17 protein-coding genes, 1 tRNA gene and 1 pseudogene are annotated in these 22842 nt (G+C 34.9%); 17 read left to right on the top strand and 2 right to left on the bottom strand.

All coding sequences use genetic code 11. From position 1 onward, the window contains the following. Positions 1-124 precede the first annotated feature (124 nt). From F596_RS0106725 to F596_RS0106735, 3 genes are all read left to right on the top strand, one after another. A tRNA-Asn gene (locus F596_RS0106725) sits at positions 125-198 on the top strand. 464 nt (positions 199-662) lie between these two features. Continuing rightward, a complete protein-coding gene (locus tag F596_RS0106730; protein ID WP_019036348.1) occupies positions 663-2504 on the top strand; it encodes a DEAD/DEAH box helicase in 1842 nt (613 codons plus the stop codon). 95 nt (positions 2505-2599) lie between these two features. Continuing rightward, the gene (locus F596_RS0106735; RefSeq protein WP_008446905.1) at positions 2600-3889 is read left to right on the top strand and encodes an NAD(P)/FAD-dependent oxidoreductase; all 1290 of its coding nucleotides are present in this window, start codon (positions 2600-2602) and stop codon (positions 3887-3889) included. 363 nt (positions 3890-4252) lie between these two features. Here the strand turns inward: F596_RS0106735 and glsB are convergent, their stop codons facing one another. Continuing rightward, positions 4253-5254 (bottom strand): glycine N(alpha)-acyltransferase GlsB, encoded by a 1002-nt coding sequence (gene glsB / locus F596_RS0106740; protein WP_008447097.1) that lies wholly within the window; start codon positions 5252-5254, stop codon positions 4253-4255. A 55-nt stretch (positions 5255-5309) separates the two neighbouring features. Then, positions 5310-6137 carry a lyso-glycine lipid O-acyltransferase GlsA gene (gene glsA / locus F596_RS0106745; RefSeq protein ID WP_024992698.1) on the bottom strand — a complete coding sequence of 276 codons (828 nt, stop codon included), beginning with the start codon at positions 6135-6137 and terminating at the stop codon, positions 5310-5312. Between the two features lie 263 nt (positions 6138-6400). On the opposite strand from glsA, the gene F596_RS0106750 reads away from it, so the two are divergent. From F596_RS0106750 to F596_RS11880, 14 genes and pseudogenes are all read left to right on the top strand, one after another. Continuing rightward, positions 6401-6844, top strand: a complete 444-nt coding sequence (locus F596_RS0106750; RefSeq protein ID WP_008447059.1) for a division/cell wall cluster transcriptional repressor MraZ — start codon at positions 6401-6403, stop codon at positions 6842-6844. Positions 6845-6908: 64 nt separating this feature from the next. Further along, positions 6909-7865 carry a 16S rRNA (cytosine(1402)-N(4))-methyltransferase RsmH gene (gene rsmH / locus F596_RS0106755; RefSeq protein WP_019036350.1) on the top strand — a complete coding sequence of 319 codons (957 nt, stop codon included), beginning with the start codon at positions 6909-6911 and terminating at the stop codon, positions 7863-7865. Then, positions 7849-8385, top strand: coding sequence for an FtsL-like putative cell division protein (locus tag F596_RS0106760; protein ID WP_019036351.1), 537 nt, complete (start codon positions 7849-7851; stop codon positions 8383-8385). Before rsmH ends, F596_RS0106760 begins: the two co-directional genes overlap by 17 nt. A 9-nt stretch (positions 8386-8394) precedes the next feature. Continuing rightward, complete coding sequence (locus F596_RS0106765; protein WP_019036352.1) at positions 8395-10548, top strand: penicillin-binding protein; 2154 nt, start codon at positions 8395-8397, stop codon at positions 10546-10548. 50 nt (positions 10549-10598) lie between these two features. Next, positions 10599-12056 carry a UDP-N-acetylmuramoyl-L-alanyl-D-glutamate--2,6-diaminopimelate ligase gene (locus F596_RS0106770; protein WP_019036353.1) on the top strand — a complete coding sequence of 486 codons (1458 nt, stop codon included), beginning with the start codon at positions 10599-10601 and terminating at the stop codon, positions 12054-12056. A gap of 35 nt (positions 12057-12091) precedes the next feature. Beyond that, on the top strand, positions 12092-13363 hold the full coding sequence (locus F596_RS0106775; protein WP_019036354.1) for a phospho-N-acetylmuramoyl-pentapeptide-transferase: 1272 nt from the start codon (positions 12092-12094) through the stop codon (positions 13361-13363). 17 nt (positions 13364-13380) lie between these two features. Further along, a complete protein-coding gene (gene murD, locus F596_RS0106780) occupies positions 13381-14712 on the top strand; it encodes a UDP-N-acetylmuramoyl-L-alanine--D-glutamate ligase (protein WP_019036355.1) in 1332 nt (443 codons plus the stop codon). A gap of 159 nt (positions 14713-14871) precedes the next feature. Further along, positions 14872-16170 carry an FtsW/RodA/SpoVE family cell cycle protein gene (locus F596_RS0106785; RefSeq protein ID WP_019036356.1) on the top strand — a complete coding sequence of 433 codons (1299 nt, stop codon included), beginning with the start codon at positions 14872-14874 and terminating at the stop codon, positions 16168-16170. Positions 16171-16237: 67 nt separating this feature from the next. Next, on the top strand, positions 16238-17341 hold the full coding sequence (murG, locus tag F596_RS0106790; RefSeq protein ID WP_019036357.1) for an undecaprenyldiphospho-muramoylpentapeptide beta-N-acetylglucosaminyltransferase: 1104 nt from the start codon (positions 16238-16240) through the stop codon (positions 17339-17341). 32 nt (positions 17342-17373) lie between these two features. Beyond that, positions 17374-18753, top strand: coding sequence for a UDP-N-acetylmuramate--L-alanine ligase (murC, locus tag F596_RS0106795; protein WP_019036358.1), 1380 nt, complete (start codon positions 17374-17376; stop codon positions 18751-18753). Positions 18754-18758: 5 nt separating this feature from the next. Beyond that, positions 18759-19697 (top strand): cell division protein FtsQ/DivIB, encoded by a 939-nt coding sequence (locus F596_RS0106800; protein ID WP_019036359.1) that lies wholly within the window; start codon positions 18759-18761, stop codon positions 19695-19697. A gap of 41 nt (positions 19698-19738) precedes the next feature. Beyond that, positions 19739-21196 carry a cell division protein FtsA gene (gene ftsA / locus F596_RS0106805; protein WP_008447114.1) on the top strand — a complete coding sequence of 486 codons (1458 nt, stop codon included), beginning with the start codon at positions 19739-19741 and terminating at the stop codon, positions 21194-21196. A gap of 60 nt (positions 21197-21256) precedes the next feature. Beyond that, positions 21257-22582 (top strand): cell division protein FtsZ, encoded by a 1326-nt coding sequence (gene ftsZ, locus F596_RS0106810; protein ID WP_019036360.1) that lies wholly within the window; start codon positions 21257-21259, stop codon positions 22580-22582. 115 nt (positions 22583-22697) lie between these two features. Next, positions 22698-22842 (top strand): annotated as a pseudogene (locus tag F596_RS11880) (IS5/IS1182 family transposase); the annotation flags it as partial.

The following is a 22842-nucleotide window of genomic DNA, read 5'->3' on the forward strand; positions in this document are numbered from 1 at the left end:
TACCTACCTTTTGATTATCCATTTTAGAAAAAAACATATTAAAAGGATATTTTTTTGCTAAAAAGTTTGGTAGAAAGTAGAAAACTATGTACCTTTGCAATCGCTTAAAGGATATAAGTATTCTGCTTCAGTAGCTCAGTTGGTTAGAGCACCTGACTGTTAATCAGGGGGTCGTTGGTTCAAGCCCATCCTGGAGCGCATCAAAGAGACAATTTGATATTGTCTCTTTTTTTTTATATTGTTCTTTCTTTTGTTTGCCTTTTATGGTGTTGTAAAGTATATATAATGTAGGTAAATAAAGGTGCAAGTATTTTCTTTAAAGTTATGCTTTCTTTTTGTTTAAATAAATAGTTTTAGTGATAGTTGTGTAAATATGTTTAATGTTATAGTATGTATAAATATTTGATTTATAAATAGTTTTATTCTTATTTGTCAAAATTTAAGCGTACCTTTGTATTTAGGAAAGAAACGTACCACTTGATAAGGCTAAGTAGGCACTAAAAAGTATTTAAATTATTCTATGAGGAGTAATATAATAGGTGTAATGCATTCAGGCTTTCTATGTTAGTTATTAAGAGCTAATAAGTTTTTTATTGTTATGCGGGTTCGTATTGTGGTTAGTTTTCTTTTCTATATTAGGATAATAATAAAAACAAACGAATTTGAAGACTTTTGAAGAGTTAGGTGTTAGCGAGGATATTCGCAAAGCCATTGAGGAGCAGGGATTTGAGTATCCTATGCCAGTACAGGAAGAGGTAATTCCTTATTTATTAGGTAATCGTAATGATGTTATAGCGTTAGCTCAGACGGGAACGGGTAAAACAGCAGCATTTGGATTGCCATTATTACAGCGTATAGATACCAGTAGAAAGGAAACTCAAGCCATAGTGCTTAGTCCTACACGTGAGTTGTGTTTACAGATAGCCGATGATTTAAAGGATTTTAGTAAGTATATTCCCCATTTACATATAGCAGCCGTTTATGGTGGTACGTCTATAGAGGCGCAGATTAAGGAGTTAAAGCGTGGTGTTCAGATTATAGTAGCTACGCCTGGTCGTCTTATAGACTTGATGCATCGTGGTAAGGCTAAGTTAGAAAATGTATGTAACATTGTGCTTGATGAAGCTGATGAGATGTTAAACATGGGTTTTCAGGATAGTATTACCGAGATTTTAAGTGGTGTTCCTGAGGATAGAAATACTCTTCTTTTCTCTGCAACAATGAGTAAAGATGTGGAGCGTGTAGCTAAAGGATATTTACACGACTATAAGGAGATAGTAGTAGGTAGCCGTAATGAAGGTGCTGAGAGTGTGAACCATATTTATTATATGGTAAATGCTAAGGATAAATATTTGGCTCTTAAGCGTTTAGTAGATTTTTATCCAAAGATATATGCAATAGTTTTTTGTAGAACTAAGTTAGAAACACAAGAGGTTGCTGACAAACTTATCAAAGATGGATATAATGCAGAGGCTTTACATGGTGATTTATCTCAACAGCAACGCGACTTAACAATGCAGAAATTTCGTTCACACCTTACACAGATTCTTGTAGCTACCGATGTGGCTGCTCGTGGATTGGACGTTACAGAGCTTACCCATGTTATAAATTATGGTTTACCAGATGATATAGAGAATTATACACATCGTTCAGGTCGTACAGGTCGTGCAGGAAAGAAAGGCACTTCTATTGCTATTATTCACTGTCGCGAGAAGTATAAAGTGCGTAATATAGAGCGAGTTATAGGTAAAGAGTTTGTAGATGGTACGCTTCCTTCTGCTGAAGAAATATGTAAGAAACAGCTTTTTAAAACCATGTCCGATATACTAAAGACAGATGTCGACGAAGAGCAGATAGCTCCTTATGTAAAGGATATTAAGCATCAGTTTGAATATATTGATAAAGAAGATCTTATTAAAAAGATTGTTTCTGTAACATTTGGTCGCTTTTTAAATTATTACAAAGACGCAGAGGATATAGAGAAGCCTACAGCTCAAAGCCGTAAGGCTGAGCGTAGTAATGATAGAGGTAATGGTAGGAGCAATAGGGGAGGCGATCGTAATCGTGGCTATAGTAAGGCAGAACGTGGCTTTAAACGTTTGTTTATAAATCTTGGAAAAGATGATGGTTTTTATCCCGGCGAGGTGATGCAGTTTATAAACAAACATGTACATGGAAGACAAACTGTTGGGCATATAGACTTGCTTAAGAAGCAAAGCTATATTGAAGTGCCAGAGCGCGATGCACGAAAAGTGAAAGATGCGCTTTCTGGAACAAGCTATAAGGGTAAGGAGGTGCGTTGTAAAGATGCAGAAGATGTGAGCAGAAGTCGTAAAGGGCGAACGGGTAAGCATAGCAGTTATCGTAAAGAAGACGATTTTAGCCGCAAGATATACGGTAAAGAAGATTGGAAAAACCTTATAGGTAATAATGATATAAACCTTAAAGGGGAGGAACCAAACTTTGCCGAGGAAGGCTGGGCACGTCGTCGTCCAAAGAAATGATAATAAGAGGAAATATACTGTTTTACCATTATGGTATTATAAGTAAACTAATATAAAGATATAATATATTTTTAGACTTTAAAATAAAAAAGAATATGGAAGCTGATATTTCTGGTAATATTAAGAAAAGTATAGTTATTATAGGTGGTGGACTTGGTGGATTAGAGTTAGCTACGCGCTTAGTAAAAACCGACTTTCAGGTTACTTTGATAGATAAGAATAATTATAACCACTTCCCTCCTTTGATATATCAAGTAGCATCAGCAGGACTTGAACCAAGCAGTATATCTTTTCCTTTTCGCAGGCTATTTCAGGAAAAAGATAATTTCTTTTTTCGTATGGCTACAGTAGAGAAGATAGAAACAGAGCAAAAGAGGGTAGTAACTTCTATAGGAGATATAGAATATGATTATTTGGTAATTGCTGCAGGTGCAACAACTAATTATTTTGGTAACAAGCAGATACAAGAAAACTGTTTGCCTATGAAGACCGTTTCTGAAGCTATGCATCTTCGTAATACTATTTTACGCAATTTGGAAAAGGCTGAAATAGAGAAAGATCCTGATAAGAAACAGGCTCTAATGAATGTTGTTATAGTAGGAGGAGGTCCTGCAGGAGTAGAGATAGCCGGGGCAGTAGCTGAAATGAAGAAGAACGTTATAGCACGCGATTATCCTCATTTAGCAGCTAATAATCGTATGCATATCTATTTAGTGAATGCTGCCGACAGGTTGTTATCTACTATGGACGAATACTCTTCTCAAAAAGCATTGGAAGGATTAAAGGCACTTTATGTGCATGTGCGACAGCCATACATGGCTTTAAGCTATGAAAATGGTGTGCTGAAAACAGATAAAGGATTAGATATTCCTGCCGAAACTGTAATTTGGGTAAGTGGTGTTTGTGCAACGCATATAGAAGGATTGCCGAAAGATAGTTATGGAAGAGCTGGTCGTATAAAAACAGATCGTTTCTGTAAGGTAAAAGGAGTGGAAGATGTATATGCTATAGGTGATATAAGTTTTGTTGAAGGCGATGAGGAATATCCTAATGGTCATCCACAGCTTGCGCAAGTAGCAATACAACAAGCTAAGTGTGTTGCAAAGAATTTTGAAGCAGAAGTAAAAGGTAAAAGCCCAGAGATGTTTAAATATAAGAATCTCGGCACTATGGCTACTATAGGACGCAACCGTGCTGTTGCAGAGATAGGGAAAAGCAAGTTTAGCGGATTTTTTGCATGGTTCCTTTGGTTAGTAGTACATCTTAGATCTATACTTGGGGTAAAAAATAAGACAATCATTCTTCTGAACTGGCTATGGGGATATATTAATTATAAGCAAAGTCTTAGATTAATACTAAAGGCAGATGATAAAAATAAAGAGTAGGAGTGATGGTAATATAATTATTAAGCGAATATGTAATAATCTACATATTCGCTTTTTTTTTAGAAAGAGCAGGTATAAGTAAATAATATAGCAAGCTTTTTGTTGTAAAGAGGTGGCGTTTATAAGCCTAAGATATAATCTTTTTCTAAAAAAGAAAGTACCTTTTTGTAGGAAAAATAACTTATTTTTAATATAAAAATAGATTAAAAATGCTATAAAAATAACTTATTTTTCTTTTTCGTACTTGTTTTTTTGTTGTTTATAGCATTGTTATTTTAACCTTATATAGAGGTGTTTTTATTTATTAAGATATAGCCTTATATTTATATTATTTATAAAGTGATTAGCAACTTTCTTATGTTATTATATTTGTTTTTTATCTATTTTGTATATTAACTTATTAGCCCCACTTGTAAAAGCTATTGACTCTGGGTGCTCATTAGCGTAGCTTTCTATGTGACGAATGCGTTTTTCTTCAAATATTTCGTCAATAGCTATAAGTATTCCTGTTTCTTCCACTTCTCCAAAACCATAGTTAATGGCAGTGCCAAATGTTTTCATAGTAGGTGATAGGTTCATATACGCATTTACTAATGGAGGAATATTATAACCTAAGTTGCGTATTTCGGTATTTAAGAGCTTGTAATCTTCTTTAAAGTTGTCGCCGGAGAAGAATTTTTTAAGTTCGTCTTCAGGGGTATCAATTTTTAGAGGTTTGATAGGAATAATAAGGTTTTCTTTATCATCGAAATATTTTTTTAGGAAATAAAGAATGAGATCTCTCCCTCGTCTTATGTAAGAAGGGTACATAGTAACCTTACCAAAAAAGTATTTACAGTTAGGCTTTAATACGGTAAGAGCTCCTAAGCCGTCCCAAAGGTTATCAAGAGCGAAAATACTTTTAGAGTTGCGTCTTATGTTTTGATATCCTAAAGATACGAAAGATCTGCCAAGCTCTACGGTGTAAGGAGCATACTCTTTCATAAATTTTTCAGAGAAGTGGAACATGTGGCTTGTAGCAAGTAAAGGCTGTCCGTTAGCATCTTTTTTCCAATCTTCTCCAAAGATATATCTATATCCTCCTATTATTTCTTCTGCTTCAGGATTCCATACTATAAGCTGTTTACAACAATTCTCCATCGAATCGAAATCATCTATATCAACAGCTTTACCTGTTCCTCCACCTGCAGTTCTGAAAGCTTCCTCGCGTAAGCGTCCTATCTCTAACATAGTGTTTGGCGAGTTTTGTGCAGTTACAACATATACTTCGTTGTGGCTTTTATTTGTCTTGCGCAGTAATTTATCTAATGTAAGCTCGCTCTTTATTAGAGCCTTATCCACAGGCTTAATTATTTCTTCTTCCATAAATATGGTTACTTAAAAGTGTCTTGTGTTTGTTTGTGTTAAGATAATAGTTTTATTATAATTCATAAACCTTATCTTCTACATATTTTGCCCACTCTTTAGGAGTTTTACTCTTATCAAAGGTTTGCCAAGGTATAGGCTTGCCTATGTTTATGTAAAAAGTTTTTCCTATATTTTTATACATTTCATCAACAAGAAATAGCATTGCTAAGTTTATCTTTTTTAAGTATTTATCGCTAAAATGAGCAATGCGATAGAAGCGTTCAGAGTTTTGCCCACCAAAGAAAATAGGTACTATGTCGCGTTTATATTCTACGCTTTTGGTGATAAAGGTCTTTTTCCAAGGAAGGTCATGTATATGCCCATTTATCTTTCTGCTATTAAGCCCGGCTGGGAACATTATGATGTGATTATTGCTTTGAAAGGCAGCTTCAATCATTTTAGGGAAGTCTCTGTGTTGTTTTCCTGTTTTGTTTATACCTATGCTTATAGGCTTTAGACTGGGCAGATTTAATAATAGGTCGTTAACTAAATATTTAAACTTACCGTCATAATGCCGCCCTATTATAGCACCAAGCGCAACACCATCTTGACCACCTAAAGGATGATTTGAAACAAAGGTATAAAACTTACCGTCATCTTTCTTAGGCAAATTTTCTAAACCATTTATTTTGAGCGTCATACCGAGATATTTCATACATTCCTCAAGCCATTCTGTACCTGAAAAGGACCTTGAATCCCATAGAAATTTGTTTACTTGTTCTTCGTGGATTATGCCCTTTAACCAGTTAATAGCAAAGCGAGGTACAAACCTTGCTTTGTTTCCCATTTTACTCTTGAGAATGTTCTCAATATCAATAGTTTTCTGAATACTTTCTCCCATATTCTTCATTTCTCAAAACAATATGCAAAAATAAATAAATATTTTTGGAAATTACCATGTTATTAGTATAAATATTGAAATATATGCGTAATTTGTTATATTAATTAAATTTTATTTCTCACTTTTTTTGATATCACCCGTATAGTAAAAAAAGGAAAAACTCTTAGTTGGATAAAATATTGTGGGGGAATGTGGAGGAATGTGGTGAAATTTATGTAACTTTGGGGTCTACTTAGGTATTGTGTAAAAATAAAATTGTTATTATGAGGTTTCTTGGCAATGTAGATGCAAGGGTAGATGTAAAGGGTAGGGCTTTTTTCCCATCTACGTTTCGTAAGATACTAAGTGTGTCTGGCGAAGAATCTCTTATTATGCGAAAAGATCTTTTTGAGCCGTGCCTTGTGCTTTATCCACAGTCGGTGTGGAATGATAGGTTAGATACTTTAAGAGCCAAGCTAAGTAGGTGGAATAAGCGTGACCAGATGGTTTACCGTCAGTATGTTTCTGATGTAGAGGTGATTACTTTAGATACTAACGGTAGGATACTTATACCTAAGCGTTATCTCTGTCTTGCAAATATAGAGCAAGAGATAAGTTTTATAGGTATGGATGATAGCATAGAAATATGGTCAAAGGGTAACACTTTAGAGGAGTTTATGCCCTATGAAGAGTTAGGAAAAGCTTTAGAAGACTTAATGGAAAAGTAATGAAGGCATTTTAAATGCCATAAAAAGATATTTTTAAGAAACAACAATAATAATAGCAACTATAATGATAAAAACTGCTGAAAGTTACCATGTTCCCGTTCTTCTCAAAGAGAGTGTTGATGGGTTAAACATTCGTAAGGGTGGCATCTATGTAGATGTTACTTTTGGTGGTGGTGGCCATAGTAGAGAGATATTATCCCATTTATCAGGCAATGCCCATCTTTATAGTTTTGATCAAGATTTAGATGCAGAGCAGAACATAAAGTATCTTACTGAAAGTGATAAAGAAATTAGTAAGAAATTTACTTTTGTGCGCTCTAACTTTAGGTATCTAAAGAATTGGATGCGTTATTATGGTGTAGATAAAATAGATGGATTGATAGCCGATTTGGGTGTTAGTAGTCATCATTTTGATGATGAAAATCGTGGTTTTTCTTTTCGTTTTGATGATGCTCCTTTAGATATGCGTATGAATAAGGAGTCTGGTAAGCAGGCTTTTGATGTTTTAAATGATTATAAGGAGGAAGATTTGGCGAGACTATTTTATGTCTATGGTGAGCTGAAACAGTCTAAGCGTATTGCTGCTGCGATAGTAAAGGGTAGGGCAAATAAAGCTATAAGGACTACAACGGACTTTTTAAAAATAGTCAATCCTTTTTTTATGCGTGTTAGGGAAAAGAAAGATATGGCAAAGCTGTTTCAAGCCCTGCGTATAGAAGTGAATCAGGAAATGCAGGCTTTAACCAAGATGCTTACATCGGCGATAGAGCTTTTAGCCCCTGGTGGGCGTTTGTCTGTGATAACTTACCATTCGTTAGAAGATCGTTTGGTTAAGAATTTTATGAAATCTGGTAATGCGGAAGGAAAGATTTCTCAAGATTTCTTTGGTAGGATAAAAACTCCTTTTAAGTTGGTAAATAACAAAGTGATTGTTGCCACAGATGAAGAAATAGAGAGAAATCCTCGAAGTCGTAGTGCAAAATTAAGAATTGCAGAGAAGAAACATGAAGAAAGAGGATAAAAAAGAGGAAATAGCAGATAATACTGTTTTACCTATAAAAGAAGAACAGTTAGCAGAGGTGCATACATTATCTGTTGAGGGAAAAGAAGAAGTAAAAGAAGATGAAGAAAAGGAAGCAGAGTCTGAGGTAGAAGAAAGGATAGATAGGATAGAAAGAGCTTTGCAAGATCAAGCTCAAGAGGGCGAGAAGCCGCAGTCGTCTAGTTTTACTTTTACCAAGATTATAGGTGGAGATATTCTTTCAGCTCAAGTGCTTCGCAATAATATAGGTTTGATCCTGTTAATAGTGTTATTTATTATTATTTATATTACTAATAGATATAATGCTCAGAAGTATTTGATAGAGATAGATAAGCTGAATACAGAGCTGGAAGATGCTAAGTATAGAGCTCTCTCAAGTAGTAGTCAGCTAACAGAGAAGACGCGTGAAAGCCATATACTCGAGTTGCTTAAAAACAATAAAGACAGTGTGCTTAAAATATCAGATAGGCCTCCCTATATAATAAATGTTCCAGAATAAAAGAATAGCATGAATAGGTTTAATAATAAAGAAAGCATAAAGTGGTATTTTTTTACTACGGTAGGTATAGTTATATTTGCTTTTCTAATAATGATGAAGGCAGCTAATACAATGACCGTAAAGAAGGATTATTGGATGCAAGTGGCTGCTTTGCAAAAGAAAGATAGTGTTAAGATAAAACCTATAAGAGGTAATATATTGAGTGGAGACGGAGAGCTGATGGCGAGCTCTTTGCCAGAATTTAAGGTATATATGGATTTTAAGGCTTTATCCGAAGCAGGTAATGATACAGCTTTTGTGGATAGTGTTGATTATATTAGTAAAGGTCTTAATGAGATATTTCCAGAGAAATCTGCTCAATCTTTTAAGCAACATTTATTAGAGGGGTATCATAAGAAAAGTCGTCATTGGGCAATATGGGACGGGCGTATAGCTTATAATACGTTTAAAGATGTGCAAAGTTTGCCAATATTTCATCTTTCAAAGTTTAAAAGTGGTTTTCATTGGGAAGAGTTTAATGCACGTCGGCGTCCTTTTGGCTCATTAGCACAGCGTACTATAGGCGATATGTTTGGGGCAAAAGATACTGCTCGGTGCGGTTTAGAATTGTCCTTTGATTCTATTTTACGTGGTACTAATGGTATTATTCATCGTAGAAAGGTAAGGAATAAATTTCTTAACATTACTGATACAGCACCTGTAGATGGTGCAGATATTATCACAACAATAGATGTTAGTATGCAAGATTTAGCAGAGCGTGCTTTGATAAATGAGCTAAAGGAGATAAATGGTAATGTAGGTGTAGCTATTGTTATGGAGGTAGCAACAGGAGATGTGAAAGCTATTGTCAATATGGATAAATGTGAAGATGGTGAATATCGTGAGATAAAAAACCATGCAGTGAGCGATTTGTTAGAGCCAGGGTCGGTATTTAAGACAGCTTCTATAATGACCATACTCGATGATGGATTAGTTGATACCACTTACACCATAGCAACAGGTACGGGTGTTTGGAATATGTACGGTAGAGAGATGAAAGACCACAATTGGCGAAAGGGAGGATATGGTAATCTTATGCTACCGTGGACACTGAAATATAGCTCAAATATAGGTGTAAGTCGTATTATTGACATTTATTATCATAAGAATCCTGAGAAATTTGTACAAGGTATATATGATCTTGGATTAGCAACCGATTTACATTTACCCATTGTAGGCTATTCACCTGCAAAAATACGTATGCCACGAAAAAACAAACGTGGACAATATTACAACTGGAGTGCTACAGCATTGCCATGGATGAGCATAGGTTATGAAAGCCAGATACCTCCAATATCTACACTAACTTTTTATAATGCTATAGCAAATAATGGGAAGATGATGCGTCCGCGTTTTGTAAAACAGATAGTAAAGAATGGGCAAGTAATAGCAGAATATCCTCCAGAAGTGATAAAAAATCAAATAGCAAAAGAAAGTACTATCACGAAGATACGCAGAATATTAACAGAAGTAGTCTCTGAAGGTCTTGGAAAGAAAGCTGGTTCAGATAAGTTTGCCGTAGCAGGTAAGACAGGAACAGCCCAAATTTCAAAGGGTGCTCTTGGGTATAAAGCAGGTGGGACTAACTATTTATTAAGTTTTGCTGGTTTTTTCCCAGCTGATAAACCTAAATATAGCTGTATAGTGTGTATACAAAAGACGGGCTTACCAGCTTCTGGTGGAGGTATGAGCGGAGTAGTTTTCCATCATATAGCAGAAGGTATTATGGCACGCGACTTAAAACTTAGTGTAACAGATGCTCGAGAGCCTTCATCTATTCTTATCCCACCAGCTAAAACCGGAAATCTTCTTGCTGCTGATTATGTATTAAATGCATTAGGTTATTCTCCAAAAAATGGCTGGGGAGGTACTTATCCTTTTGGCAATCCTATATGGGGAATTGTAAATAGTACACATTATTCAATAGCCTTTCAAAGACAAAATTATAATAATAAGAAGGTAGTACCCAATGTGTATAACATGGGTGCTCGTGATGCTGTTTATCTTTTAGAGCAACGAGGCTTAAAGGTAAGAATAATGGGTTGTGGTAAGGTAACTAAGCAAAGCTTAGTACCTGGCGAAAAGATAAAACGAGGAGAGACCTGTTTTATAACATTGAATTAGAGTGTAACGTGGTAAAAATAATGAATAAAAATATTAAAAGTTAATAGATTATGAAGTTAACTGACTTATTAAGTGAAGTGAAAACTTTAAGTATCACAGGTGATACTGATATTGATATAACTGGTGTTAATATTGATAGCAGAAAGATAGATGTAGGACATATCTTTGTAGCTATAAAGGGTACACAAGTAGATGGTCATTGTTTTATAAATAAAGCAATAGAATCTGGTGCGAAAGCAATACTATTAGAAGATGTACCAAGCGAATTAAAAGACGGAATTACATACATTCAGGTAGAATCTACAGAGAAAGAAGTGGGGAAAATAGCCACAATGTTTTATGGAAATCCTTCAAAAAAATTAAAGTTAGTAGGTGTTACTGGTACTAATGGAAAAACTACTATAGCCACATTATTATATAATATGTTTAGAGCCTTTGGTTATAAAGTAGGGCTTTTATCAACCGTTTGTAACTATATTGATGCAGAGGCACATCATACAGAGCATACTACCCCTGATCCTATAGATCTAAATCAGCTACTTTGTAAGATGGTTGAAGCAGGATGTGAATATGCTTTCATGGAATGTTCCAGCCATGCTATTCACCAGCATCGTATCGGTGGACTTTATTTTACTGGAGGTATTTTTACTAATCTTACACGTGATCATCTTGATTATCATAAGACTTTCGAAAATTATCGTAATGCAAAGAAAATGTTTTTTGATAGTCTTCCAAAGAAAGCCTTTGCTATTACTAATGCCGATGATAAGAATGGTATGATAATGGTACAAAATTGTAAGGCAAATATTAAGACATATTCTATACAGCGCATGGCAGATTTTCGAGCAAGGATAATAGAATGCCATTTTGAAGGTATGTATCTTGATATAGATGGAAAGGAAGTAGGAGTGCAATTTATCGGAAAATTTAATGTAAGTAATTTGTTGGCTGTTTATGGTGCAGCAGTAATGTTAGGAAAATCGAAAGATGACATTCTGTTAGTGCTTAGCACTTTGAAGAGTGTTAATGGGCGTCTTGAGCCTATTCGTTCTCCAGAAGGTTTTACAGCCATAGTCGATTATGCACACACACCAGACGCGTTATCTAATGTTTTAAGTGCTATTCATGACGTTATGGAAGGTAAAACGGGACAGATTATCACAGTATGTGGAGCTGGGGGAAATAGAGATAAAGGTAAACGTCCGCTTATGGCACAGGAAGCTGTAAAACATAGTGATGTAGTTATATTAACTAGTGATAATCCGAGGTTTGAAGATCCGCAAGATATTATAAATGATATGGTGGCAGGACTTGATGAAACTCAACTTAATAAGGTATTAACTATTGTCGATCGGCGTGAAGCTATGCGCACTGCAGCAAAGTTAGCTAAAAAAGGAGATGTAATTCTTGTTGCAGGAAAAGGACATGAAGATTATCAGGAAATAAAAGGAGTTAAGCATCATTTCGATGATCATGAAGTACTTCGAGATATTTTTAATATTAAATAAGCAATAATCATAACCAAACATATCAATATAACAAGATGTTGTACTATATTTTTAGATGGTTAGGTGAATATGGCATTAGTGGCACTCACCTTTGGAGTTATATTAGTTTTCGTGCTATTCTTGCGATGATTCTTGCTTTAATCATCTCAGCTTGGTTCGGAGAACGGTTTATTAAGTATTTAAAGCGTAGACAGATAACTGAGACGCAGCGTGATGCAAGTATAGATCCGTTTGGAATTAATAAGATTGGAGTTCCATCTATGGGCGGTATTATAATCATAGTAGCATTGTTAGTTCCTGTTATCCTGTTCGGTAGACTTCGTAATATATATCTTTTATTGATGATAATTACTACTATATGGCTTGGATTTTTAGGAGGAATGGACGATTTTATTAAAATCTTTCGCCATAGTAAGGAGGGCTTAAAAGGTAAATATAAGATAGTAGGGCAGATAAGTATCGGACTTATAGTAGGTTTAACTCTTTGGACTTCTCCTGATGTAAAGGCAAATCTAAATGAGGAAATCCCTAATAAAAATAACACGGAAACTATTATTCATCATCATCAGACAGCTATAAAGACATTAAAGACAACAATACCATTTGTTAAGAATCATAATCTCGATTATTCTGAAATAATGGGTTTTATGGGAGAATATAAGACTGCTGCAGGTTGGATCTTATTTGTTATTATGACTATTATCGTGGTAACTGCGGTTTCTAATGGTGCTAATCTTAATGATGGTATGGACGGTATGTGTGCAGGTAATTCTGCTGTAATAGGTGTAGTCTTAGGAATATTGGCTTATGTAAGTAGCCATTATCAATATGCTGCTTATCTGAACATAATGTTTATACCAGGCTCAGAAGAGTTAGTGATTTTCTTTTCTGCTTTTATAGGTGCATTAATAGGCTTTTTATGGTATAATGCTTATCCTGCTCAGGTGTTTATGGGAGATACAGGTAGTTTGACAATAGGTGGAATTATAGCTGTAGGTGCTATAATTATTCATAAAGAGTTGCTCTTACCTATTCTTTGTGGAATATTTTTTGTAGAGAGTTTAAGCGTAATTATACAGGTATGGTATTATAGGATAGGTAAGCATAAGGGTATAAAACAACGCATATTTAAGCGTACACCTATTCATGATGCTTTTCGAACTCTTGATTCACAGCTTGATCCTGATTGTAAGTATGTTTTTACAAAGCCTCATAGCGCTGTGCATGAGAGTAAGATAGTGATACGTTTTGTAATAATTTCTATTATTTTAGCAGCATTTACAATTATTACGCTGAAGTTAAGATAAGAAAGGGCATATATAATATGAAAAAGATGGTAATATTAGGGGCAGGTGAAAGTGGTACTGGAGCTGCCATACTTGCTAAAAAGCAAGGCTTTGAAGTATTTGTTTCGGATATGTCGGTTATTAAGGATAAGTATAAAAAAATGCTTAATGACCATAATATAGATTGGGAAGAAGGTGTACATACTGAAGCTAAGATTATTGATTCTGATGAAGTTATAAAAAGTCCGGGTATTCCAAAGGAAGCACCTATGGTGCAGAAACTTATAAAACGTGGTATACCTATTATCAGCGAGATAGAGTTTGCTGGAAGATATACAACGTCTAAGATGATATGTATTACTGGTAGTAATGGCAAAACAACCACTACAAGTTTGATCTTTCATATTTTTAAAGATGCTGGTTATGATGTAGGACTTGCAGGTAATATAGGTAAAAGTCTTGCTCTTCAAGTAGCTGAATCGCCACATGCATATTATGTTATCGAGTTAAGTAGTTTTCAATTAGATAATATGTATAAATTTCGTGCAAATATAGCTATTCTTCTTAATATTACTCCTGATCATCTTGATCGTTATGAGTATAAATTTGAGAATTATGCTAATGCTAAGATGCGTATTATTCAGAACCAAACAAAAGAAGATAGTTTTATTTATTGGAAAGATGATCCCGTTATAAAGAAAGAGTTAGAAAAGTTTGATGTAAAGGCTGTGCAATATCCTTTTTCTGAATTAAAAGAAACTGGCAGCATAGGATATATTGAAGAAGGAATGTACACTATAGAGAAGCCTATTCCATTTAATATGGAGCAAGAAGATTTATCGCTTACAGGTAAGCATAATATATACAATTCTCTTGCTGCAGGTATAGCTGCTAATATAGGTGGTATAAAAAAAGAAAATATTCGTAAAAGTTTAAGTGATTTCAAAGGTGTAGAACATCGTTTGGAAAAGGTATGCAAAGTTTCAGGAGTACAGTATATTAATGATTCTAAAGCTACCAATGTAGATGCCTGTTGGTATGCTCTTGAAAGTATGGTTACACCTACTGTGCTTATTCTTGGTGGTAGGGACAAAGGAAACAATTACGATGCTATAAAGGATCTTGTTAAACAGAAGTGTAGGGCTATAGTTTATTTAGGTGCTGATAATAAAAAATTACACGATAATTTTGATAATCTTGGTATAACTACGCGTGATACTCATTCCATGAAAGATTGCGTAGCAGCCTGTAGAGAGTTAGCAAAGTCTGGAGATACGGTCTTATTGAGTCCTTGTTGCGCTAGCTTTGATTTGTTTAAGAATATGGAAGATCGTGGCAATCAGTTTAAGACTTTGGTTCGTTCGTTATAAAAAAGTAATTAGTATGCGGTTAAAAATAAAGCTATTAGTGGACGTTTTCTTTTAGTATAGAGCTATAAAAGTGTTTTTTTGATAACCTTTTACGTTTATGCAGATAAAAAAATGAAATCAGCTTATTTTTAAATAGAACTTAAAAAGACCAATAAAAAAATGAACGTTAAGTCGTTGAAGAATATATTTAAGGGAGATAAAGTAGTATGGATGATATTTTTCTTTCTTTGTATAATTAGTATTATAGAGGTGTATTCAGCCTCTAGTTCTTTATCATATAAGGGAGGAAACTTCTGGGGACCTATTATATATCATACTATGATGTTAGTTTTAGGTTGGGTATTCATGATATTTGTGTTGAATATAGAGTGTAGATATTTTAAGTTAGCTACACCAATATTTCTAATAGGTTCTATATTCTTACTATATATTGTTATGTTAATAGGCGGTGTTACTAATGGTGCAAGTCGTTGGATAAGCATAGGAGGAATACAGTTTCAGCCATCAGAATTGGGAAAAGGAGCACTTATAATGACGATAGCGCAGCTTCTTAGTGCTATGCAAACGGATCATGGTGCAGATCGTAAAGCAATAAGATATATATTGATAGTATCAACTGTTGTTATCTTTCCTATCTTTTTAGAGAATCTCTCTACTGCAGCATTGCTTTTCTTAACCGTTATCTTTATGATGTTTATAGGCAGAGTACCTTTTAAGCAGATAGGTAAATTGATAGGGGTAATCTTTTTTATAGTGTTTTTGGGTTTAGCTTTTGTTATGTTTGCAGGTAATAGTAAGAATGTGGAAGTTGAAAATAAGAAGCAGAATTTTACAGAGCAAACAGCGACAGCGCAGGAACAAAAAAAAGAAACAGGCTTTATTCAGAAAATGTTTCATCGTGCTGATACATGGAAAGCTCGTATAGATAAGTTTTTTAGTAATAAATATATTGCTCCAAAAGATTTTGATCTTGATAAAGATGCACAGGTTGCACATGCTAATATAGCTATAGCTTCGTCTAATATAGTCGGGAAAGGGCCTGGCAATTCTAATGAGCGTGACTTTTTATCGCAAGCTTTTTCTGATTTTATATATGCTATCATAATAGAAGAGACAGGTATATTAGGAGCGTTTGTGGTATTAGCTCTTTATGTGATTCTTTTTATTCGTGTTGGTATTATTGCTCGAAAATGTGAAAATTCTTTTCCAACTTTCTTGGCTATGGGTTTAGCTTTCTTGTTGGTTTCACAAGCAATGTTTAATATGGCTGTAGCTGTGGGGTTAGCACCTGTAACAGGGCAGCCTTTACCTCTTATCAGTAAAGGAGGTACTTCGTCTATTATTAATTGTGTATATATTGGTGCTATTCTTAGTATAAGTCGTTCTGCAAAGCGTAGATCAAATGTAAAAAAAGAGGAGGAGAATGCTTCTTCTTTATTAAATGTTGCAGATGTATAAAATTGATAGTAACTAATAAGAATAGAAAAATATTTCTTATCTTTGTAATTGTAAAATAGACGTATAAATGAAAGACGATTTACGATTTATAATTAGCGGTGGTGGTACTGGTGGTCATATATTTCCTGCAGTGTCAATAGCCAATGCTTTAAAAGCAAAAAATCCTAAAGCAAAGATTCTTTTTGTAGGTGCAGAGGGGCGTATGGAGATGCAACGTGTTCCTGCTGCAGGATATTCAATAAAAGGATTACCTATATTAGGGTTTGATAGAGTTAATAAATTAAATAATATTAAGGTTCTTTTAAAGCTATGGAAGAGTCTTCGTATAGCAAAGAAGATAATTAAAGATTTTCGTCCTGATGTAGTTATTGGTGTGGGTGGCTATGCAAGTGGAGCTACGCTTTATAAGGCTGCTAATATGGGTATACCATGTTTGATACAAGAACAAAATTCATATGCAGGTGTTACTAATAAGCTATTAGCTAAAAAAGTGAGTAAGATATGTGTAGCATATGAGGGTATGGAACGTTTTTTCCCTGCTGATAAGATTATAATGACAGGTAATCCTGTGCGTCAAAACATCTTGGAAACGACTATAACCAAAGAGGAAGCTCGTATGAGTTTTGGTCTTAATCCATCAAAGAAAACTATTCTTATAGTTGGAGGTAGCTTGGGTGCCCAGACTATAAATAGATCTATTATAGAGCATCTTGATCTTATTCATAATAGCGATGTGCAGATAGTTTGGCAGACAGGTAAGCGTTATTTTGATAATATTAATAGTGTTTTAGATAAAAAGGGGCTGGATAATCTTCATGTGATGGATTTTATTAGTGATATGGGAGCAGCATATAAAGCTGCTGATTTAGTAATTAGCCGTGCAGGAGCAAGTTCTATTAGCGAGTTTCAGCTTATAGGGAAGCCTGTAATCTTAGTGCCAAGTCCTAATGTAGCAGAGGATCATCAGACAAAGAACGCTATGGCTTTAGTAAATAAAGGAGCAGCTATGTTTGTAAGTGATGCTGATGCTCCTGCTACTCTTTTGCAGTTAGCACTTAACACTATAAATAATAGCGACCAGTTAGCAACTCTTAGCAAAAATATTAAAAAGATGGGATTACATAATGCTTCTGATATAATAGCAGAAGAGGTGTTAAAGCTATGTAAATGATAATCTTTTTTTTTGATTAATTGATAGAGAATATGGAATTGAAAGATATAAAAGCTGTTTATTTTATTGGAGCTGGTGGTATAGGTATGAGTGCTATAGCTCGTTATTTTCTTCATATAGGGTGTGTAGTAGCTGGCTACGATAAGACTTCTTCAGATCTTACAAAGCAACTTCAGAAAGAAGGTATGAATATTCACTATGAAGAGAATATAGACTTAATACCTAATGCTTGTCGCAATAAAGCAAACACTTTAATTATTTACACACCTGCAATACCTGTTTCACATAAAGAGCTTGTTTTTTTTAAAGAGAATGGTTTTGAAATTCAAAAGCGTGCTCAGGTTCTTGGTACGTTAACAAGAACACATAGAGGGTTATGTTTTGCTGGAACACATGGTAAGACTACAACATCTAGTATGTGTGCTCATATAATGCATCAGAGTTCTGTGGGTTGTACAGCTTTTTTAGGAGGTATTTCAAAGAACTATGGTACTAATTATATTTTGTCTAATAAGAGCGATTATGTTGTAATAGAGGCTGATGAGTTTGATCGTTCCTTTCATTGGTTACGCCCTTGGATGACAGTAATAACTTCTACCGATCCTGATCATCTTGATATATATGGAACAAAAGAGGCTTATTTAGAGAGTTTTCGTCATTATACAGAATTAATAAAAGCAGGTGGTGCCCTTATAATTCATAAAGATCTTGAGATGAAGCCTAATGTACAAGAGGGGGTAAGAGTTTATGAGTATAGTCGTGAAGAAGGCGATTTTCATGCTGATAATGTCCGTATAAAAGATGGTACTATAATATTCGATTTTATATCTCCTATAGAGTCTATTAAAGATGTAGAGCTTGGGCAACCTATACCAATAAATATTGAAAACAGTATAGCAGCAATGGCTATGGCACAGCTAAATGGTGTTATACCTAATGAAATACGTGAAGGAATAAAAACTTATAGTGGTGTAGATAGGCGTTTTGATTTTAAGGTTAAGAATGCTAAACATGTTGTTTTATCTGACTATGCACATCACCCAAAGGAGATTTTACAGAGTGCTAAAAGCTTAAAAGAGCTTTATTCTAATCGTAAGATAACCGTAATCTTTCAGCCACATCTTTATACTCGAACACGCGATTTTTATAAAGAATTTGCCTATTCGCTTAGTTTTTTCGATGAGGTTATTCTTACTGAAATATATCCTGCTCGTGAAGAGCCTATAGAAGGCGTTACTTCAAAGCTTATTTATGACAATTTAAAGGAAGGTGTCCAAAAACAAATGATATTAAAGGATAGTGTACTTAGTTTTGTTAAGTCGCGCGATTTTGATGTGCTTGTTATTCTTGGAGCTGGTAACTTAAATGATTATGTATCTCAAATATCTCAAATAATATTAGATAAGGAATAATACCGATGTACATAAGGTGGAAGAGTATTACTATTGCTTTGATAGATGTTCTGCTGGCAGTTTATCTTATTTTGGCTGTTACTTCATGGAACAAGCCAGAAGAGAATGTGGCTGTATGTAATGAGGTAAAAATAAATATATCTGATGTTAATAATGCAGGTTTTCTTAGTGCAGAAGAAGTTAAGGATATATTAAACAAGGTTAAGCTCTATCCTCTTAACAAGTCAATGAAAGCAATTAATCCTCGCCGTATAGAAGAGACTCTTAGAACGGGTCCTTTTGTAAATACAGCTCAGTGTTATAAGACTACAAGTGGCATTGTTTTTATAAATATAACCCAACGTATGCCTATAATTCGTATTAAGAGCGATAATGGCGATGATTATTATTTAGATGATAATGGAGGTATTCTTCCTAATTCTAAATATATAAGCGACCTTATTATAGCGACAGGGTCTATTAACAGAATTTTCGCACAATATTATCTATCTTCATTAGCAAAGGAGATAAATGCGTCTCCATTTTGGCTAAACCAGATAGAACAAATTCATGTTTTGCCAGATAGAGGTATAGAGTTAGTGCCTCGTGTGGGTAATCAGATTATCTTTTTAGGCTATCTGCCGTATGGTAAATATAAGTCGGCACGTGAACGAGGTATTCGCGAGTTTGTAAGTAAGAAGCTTGATCGGCTTAGTAAGTTTTATAAATATGGTATGTCAAAAGTAGGGTGGAACTTATATTCTTATATCAATTTAGAGTTTGACAATCAGATAGTTTGTAAAAAGCAGCTTCATAAAGAAGCAGGTGTAGAAAAGCCTACAACGCGTTCAGAGGTTGTTGATGTTAAAAAAAACGATCCAGAAGTGCTTGAGAAGAAATCTTCAGAGGTTAAGAAAGAAAAGAAAACAGATGGTCCAATGGCAGAAGAAGGTCCTACGGAATGATAAATATAAACGATAAGATAAAAATATAATACATTTTATATATGGCAGAATTCATAGTAGCTATAGAGCTGGGCTCTTCCAAAATTAGAGGTATAGCAGGTAAAAAGAAGCTCGATGGCAGTATTGATGTCGCAGCGGTAGTAAAAGAGAATGCATCAGAATGTATTCGTAAAGGAATAGTATATAATATTGATAAGACGGCACAATGTCTTACGAGTATTATTACTAAGCTAAGAAAGCAGCTTAAGTATGAAATAACCCAGGTCTTTGTAGGTGTGGGCGGACAATCTATTCGTAGTGTGCGTAATGTTATCATCAAAGATCTTCCTAATGATACTATTATCACAAGTGATATGATAAATGAGCTTATGGACGCTAATCGTAACATGAGCTATCCTGATCAGGAAATTCTTGATGCTGTAACGCAAGAATATAATGTTGATAATCAAAAGGCTATTGATCCTGTAGGTATAAAGGCAAATCGTTTAGAGGGTAACTTTTTAAACATTTTATGGCGTCAGTCTTTTTATGATAATCTTAATAATTGTTTTCAAAAGGCAGATGTTAAGATAGCCGAAATGTATCTTGCTCCTTTAGCTCTTGCAGATAGTGTGTTGAGTGAGAGTGAACGTCGTGGAGGTTGTGTACTTGTTGATCTTGGTGCCGATACTACTACAGTATTGGTATATTATAAAAATCTTCTTCGCCACTTAGCAGTAATTCCTTTAGGTAGTAATAATATTACACGAGATCTTGCTTCTCTTCAGATAGATGAAAAGGACGCAGAGCGTATGAAACTAAAGTATGCGAGTGCTTTTACAGAAACTTCTGCTATAGATACTAATGCTAAATATACTGTAAACAAAGAGCAATCAATAGATTGTAGCGAGTTTATAAAGGTGGTGGAAGCACGTGTTACAGAAATAATAGAAAATGTTTGGGCTCAAGTTCCAACAGACTATTCACATACCCTTCTTGGTGGAATTATTCTCACCGGAGGAGGAATGAACTTGCCAAATATAGAACATGCTTTCAGAGATTCTACAGGTATAGGGAAAATACGTAAAGCTAATTTTGTAACTTACACTATTAATGCAAGTGCATCTGATATTACCTCACGGCGTGGTGATATGAATACTGTTCTTGGCATTTTAGCCAAAGGCGATATGAATTGTGCAGGAGCTACTTATAATCCTAATGCAAATAATTTATTTACGAGTACAGAAGAGATAGTAACAGGTACTCCTATATCACAAAATTCTCACACATCATCTCCAAAGCCATTACAAGGGCAGGGGCTGGTACCTACACTTGAAGATAAAAAGAAGCAGGAGGAAGAGCGTCGTCGTAGAGAAGAGGAAGAGCGTCGCTTACGTGAAGAGGAGGAAGAGAGAATACGTAAAGAGAAAGAAGAAGAGCGTAAAAACAGTTTCTGGGGTAAGTTTAGCAATAAGATAAAAGATATTAGTGGCAAAATATTTGAGGCTGACGAGGAATAGGGCTTATATAGTCTTATATAAATAATGTAAAAAAGATAGCAATAAAAGGAACATATAGTTATGGCAGATGTAAACAGAATATTAGACTTTGATGATAAAGATGTTACTGATAGCATTATAAAAGTAATAGGTGTTGGTGGTGGAGGTGGTAATGCCGTAAACCACATGTATAAAGAAGGTATTCACGATGTTACCTTTGTGGTATGTAATACAGATGCTCAGGCATTAAATGATTCTCCTGTACCTGTACATCTTCAGTTGGGAACAGAAGGCTTAGGAGCAGGTAATCGTCCAGAGAAGGCGCGTAAGGCTGCCGAAGATACTGCTGATAGCATAAAGAAGATGCTTTCAGACGGCACAAAGATGGCTTTCATAACAGCAGGTATGGGAGGCGGCACGGGTACTGGTGCAGGCCCTGTTATAGCTCGTATCAGCAAGGATCTTGATATATTAACAGTGGGTATTGTTACCATTCCATTTAAGTTTGAGGGTACTCGCAAGATTGATCAGGCTTTAGATGGTGTGGAAGAGATGGCAAAATATGTTGATGCTTTATTAGTAATTAACAATGAGCGTTTGTTAAAGATTTATCCAGACCTGAGCCTTATGGCAGCTTTTAAGAAAGCAGATGATACTTTGAGTATAGCAGCTAAGAGTATAGCCGAAATTATTACGACACATGGTGTGATAAATCTCGATTTTAATGATGTTCGTACCATTTTGAAAGATGGTGGAGTTGCTATAATGAGTACTGGGTATGGTGAAGGTGAAGGTCGTGTAACTAATGCTATTAATGATGCTCTTAACTCTCCATTGCTTAATAATAATGATATATATAAGTCGAAGCGCATTCTTATTCAGATTAATTTTCATGCCGATGAAGGTGGTAATGCAGGCGTTACTATGGACGAGATGCGTGAGATTAATGCCTTCATGGAAAAGTTTAGCGAGCGTTTTGAACTGAAATGGGGTGTTGCTACCGATCCAGAATTGGACAAGAAAGTAAAAGTAACTATCCTTGCAACAGGTTTTGGAATACGTGATGTTGATTCTGAAGATATGAAGGATCGTATACAGCGGCATGATGAAAAAGAGGTAGCATTGCTTGCAGCTGAGAAGGAAGCTGAGGCAGAAAAAGCTCGTCGTCGTGGAGAATATTATGAGACGGGGGATAGTAAACAGGAGAAAACACGGCCTCGTGTTTACCTTTTTTCTACAGAGGATTTAGATAATGACGATGTAATTCTTGCTGTAGAGAACATTCCTACATATAAACGTACAAAGCGTAATATAGAGGATATAAAAATGATAAATGCGCCAAAGGTGATTACAAAAGAGGAAGAAGACTCTAAAGAGTCTATAAACGGAGTAATAAGTTTTGTATAAGTAGTCCACCCTTAAAAGCCTAATATTCATCTGATTCATAGTATATTATGCTATAAATTATTTGCAAATATCTGCAAGTTTTTGTACCTTTACATTATAATTCTTGCAGATATTTATGCTTAAACGTACATCCAAACAGCTCTCTTTGTTCTCTTCTTTAGAGGACATGCTTAGTCATCAACATCCCCTTTTCCAACTTAGTAATAAGATTAATTGGGAGTGTTTTGAAAATGCTTTCTCTCCTTTGTATTGCAGCAATA

Origin of the sequence: Prevotella amnii DSM 23384 = JCM 14753 (genome assembly GCF_000378745.1) — a bacterium.
In the GTDB taxonomy this organism is placed as follows: domain Bacteria; phylum Bacteroidota; class Bacteroidia; order Bacteroidales; family Bacteroidaceae; genus Prevotella; species Prevotella amnii.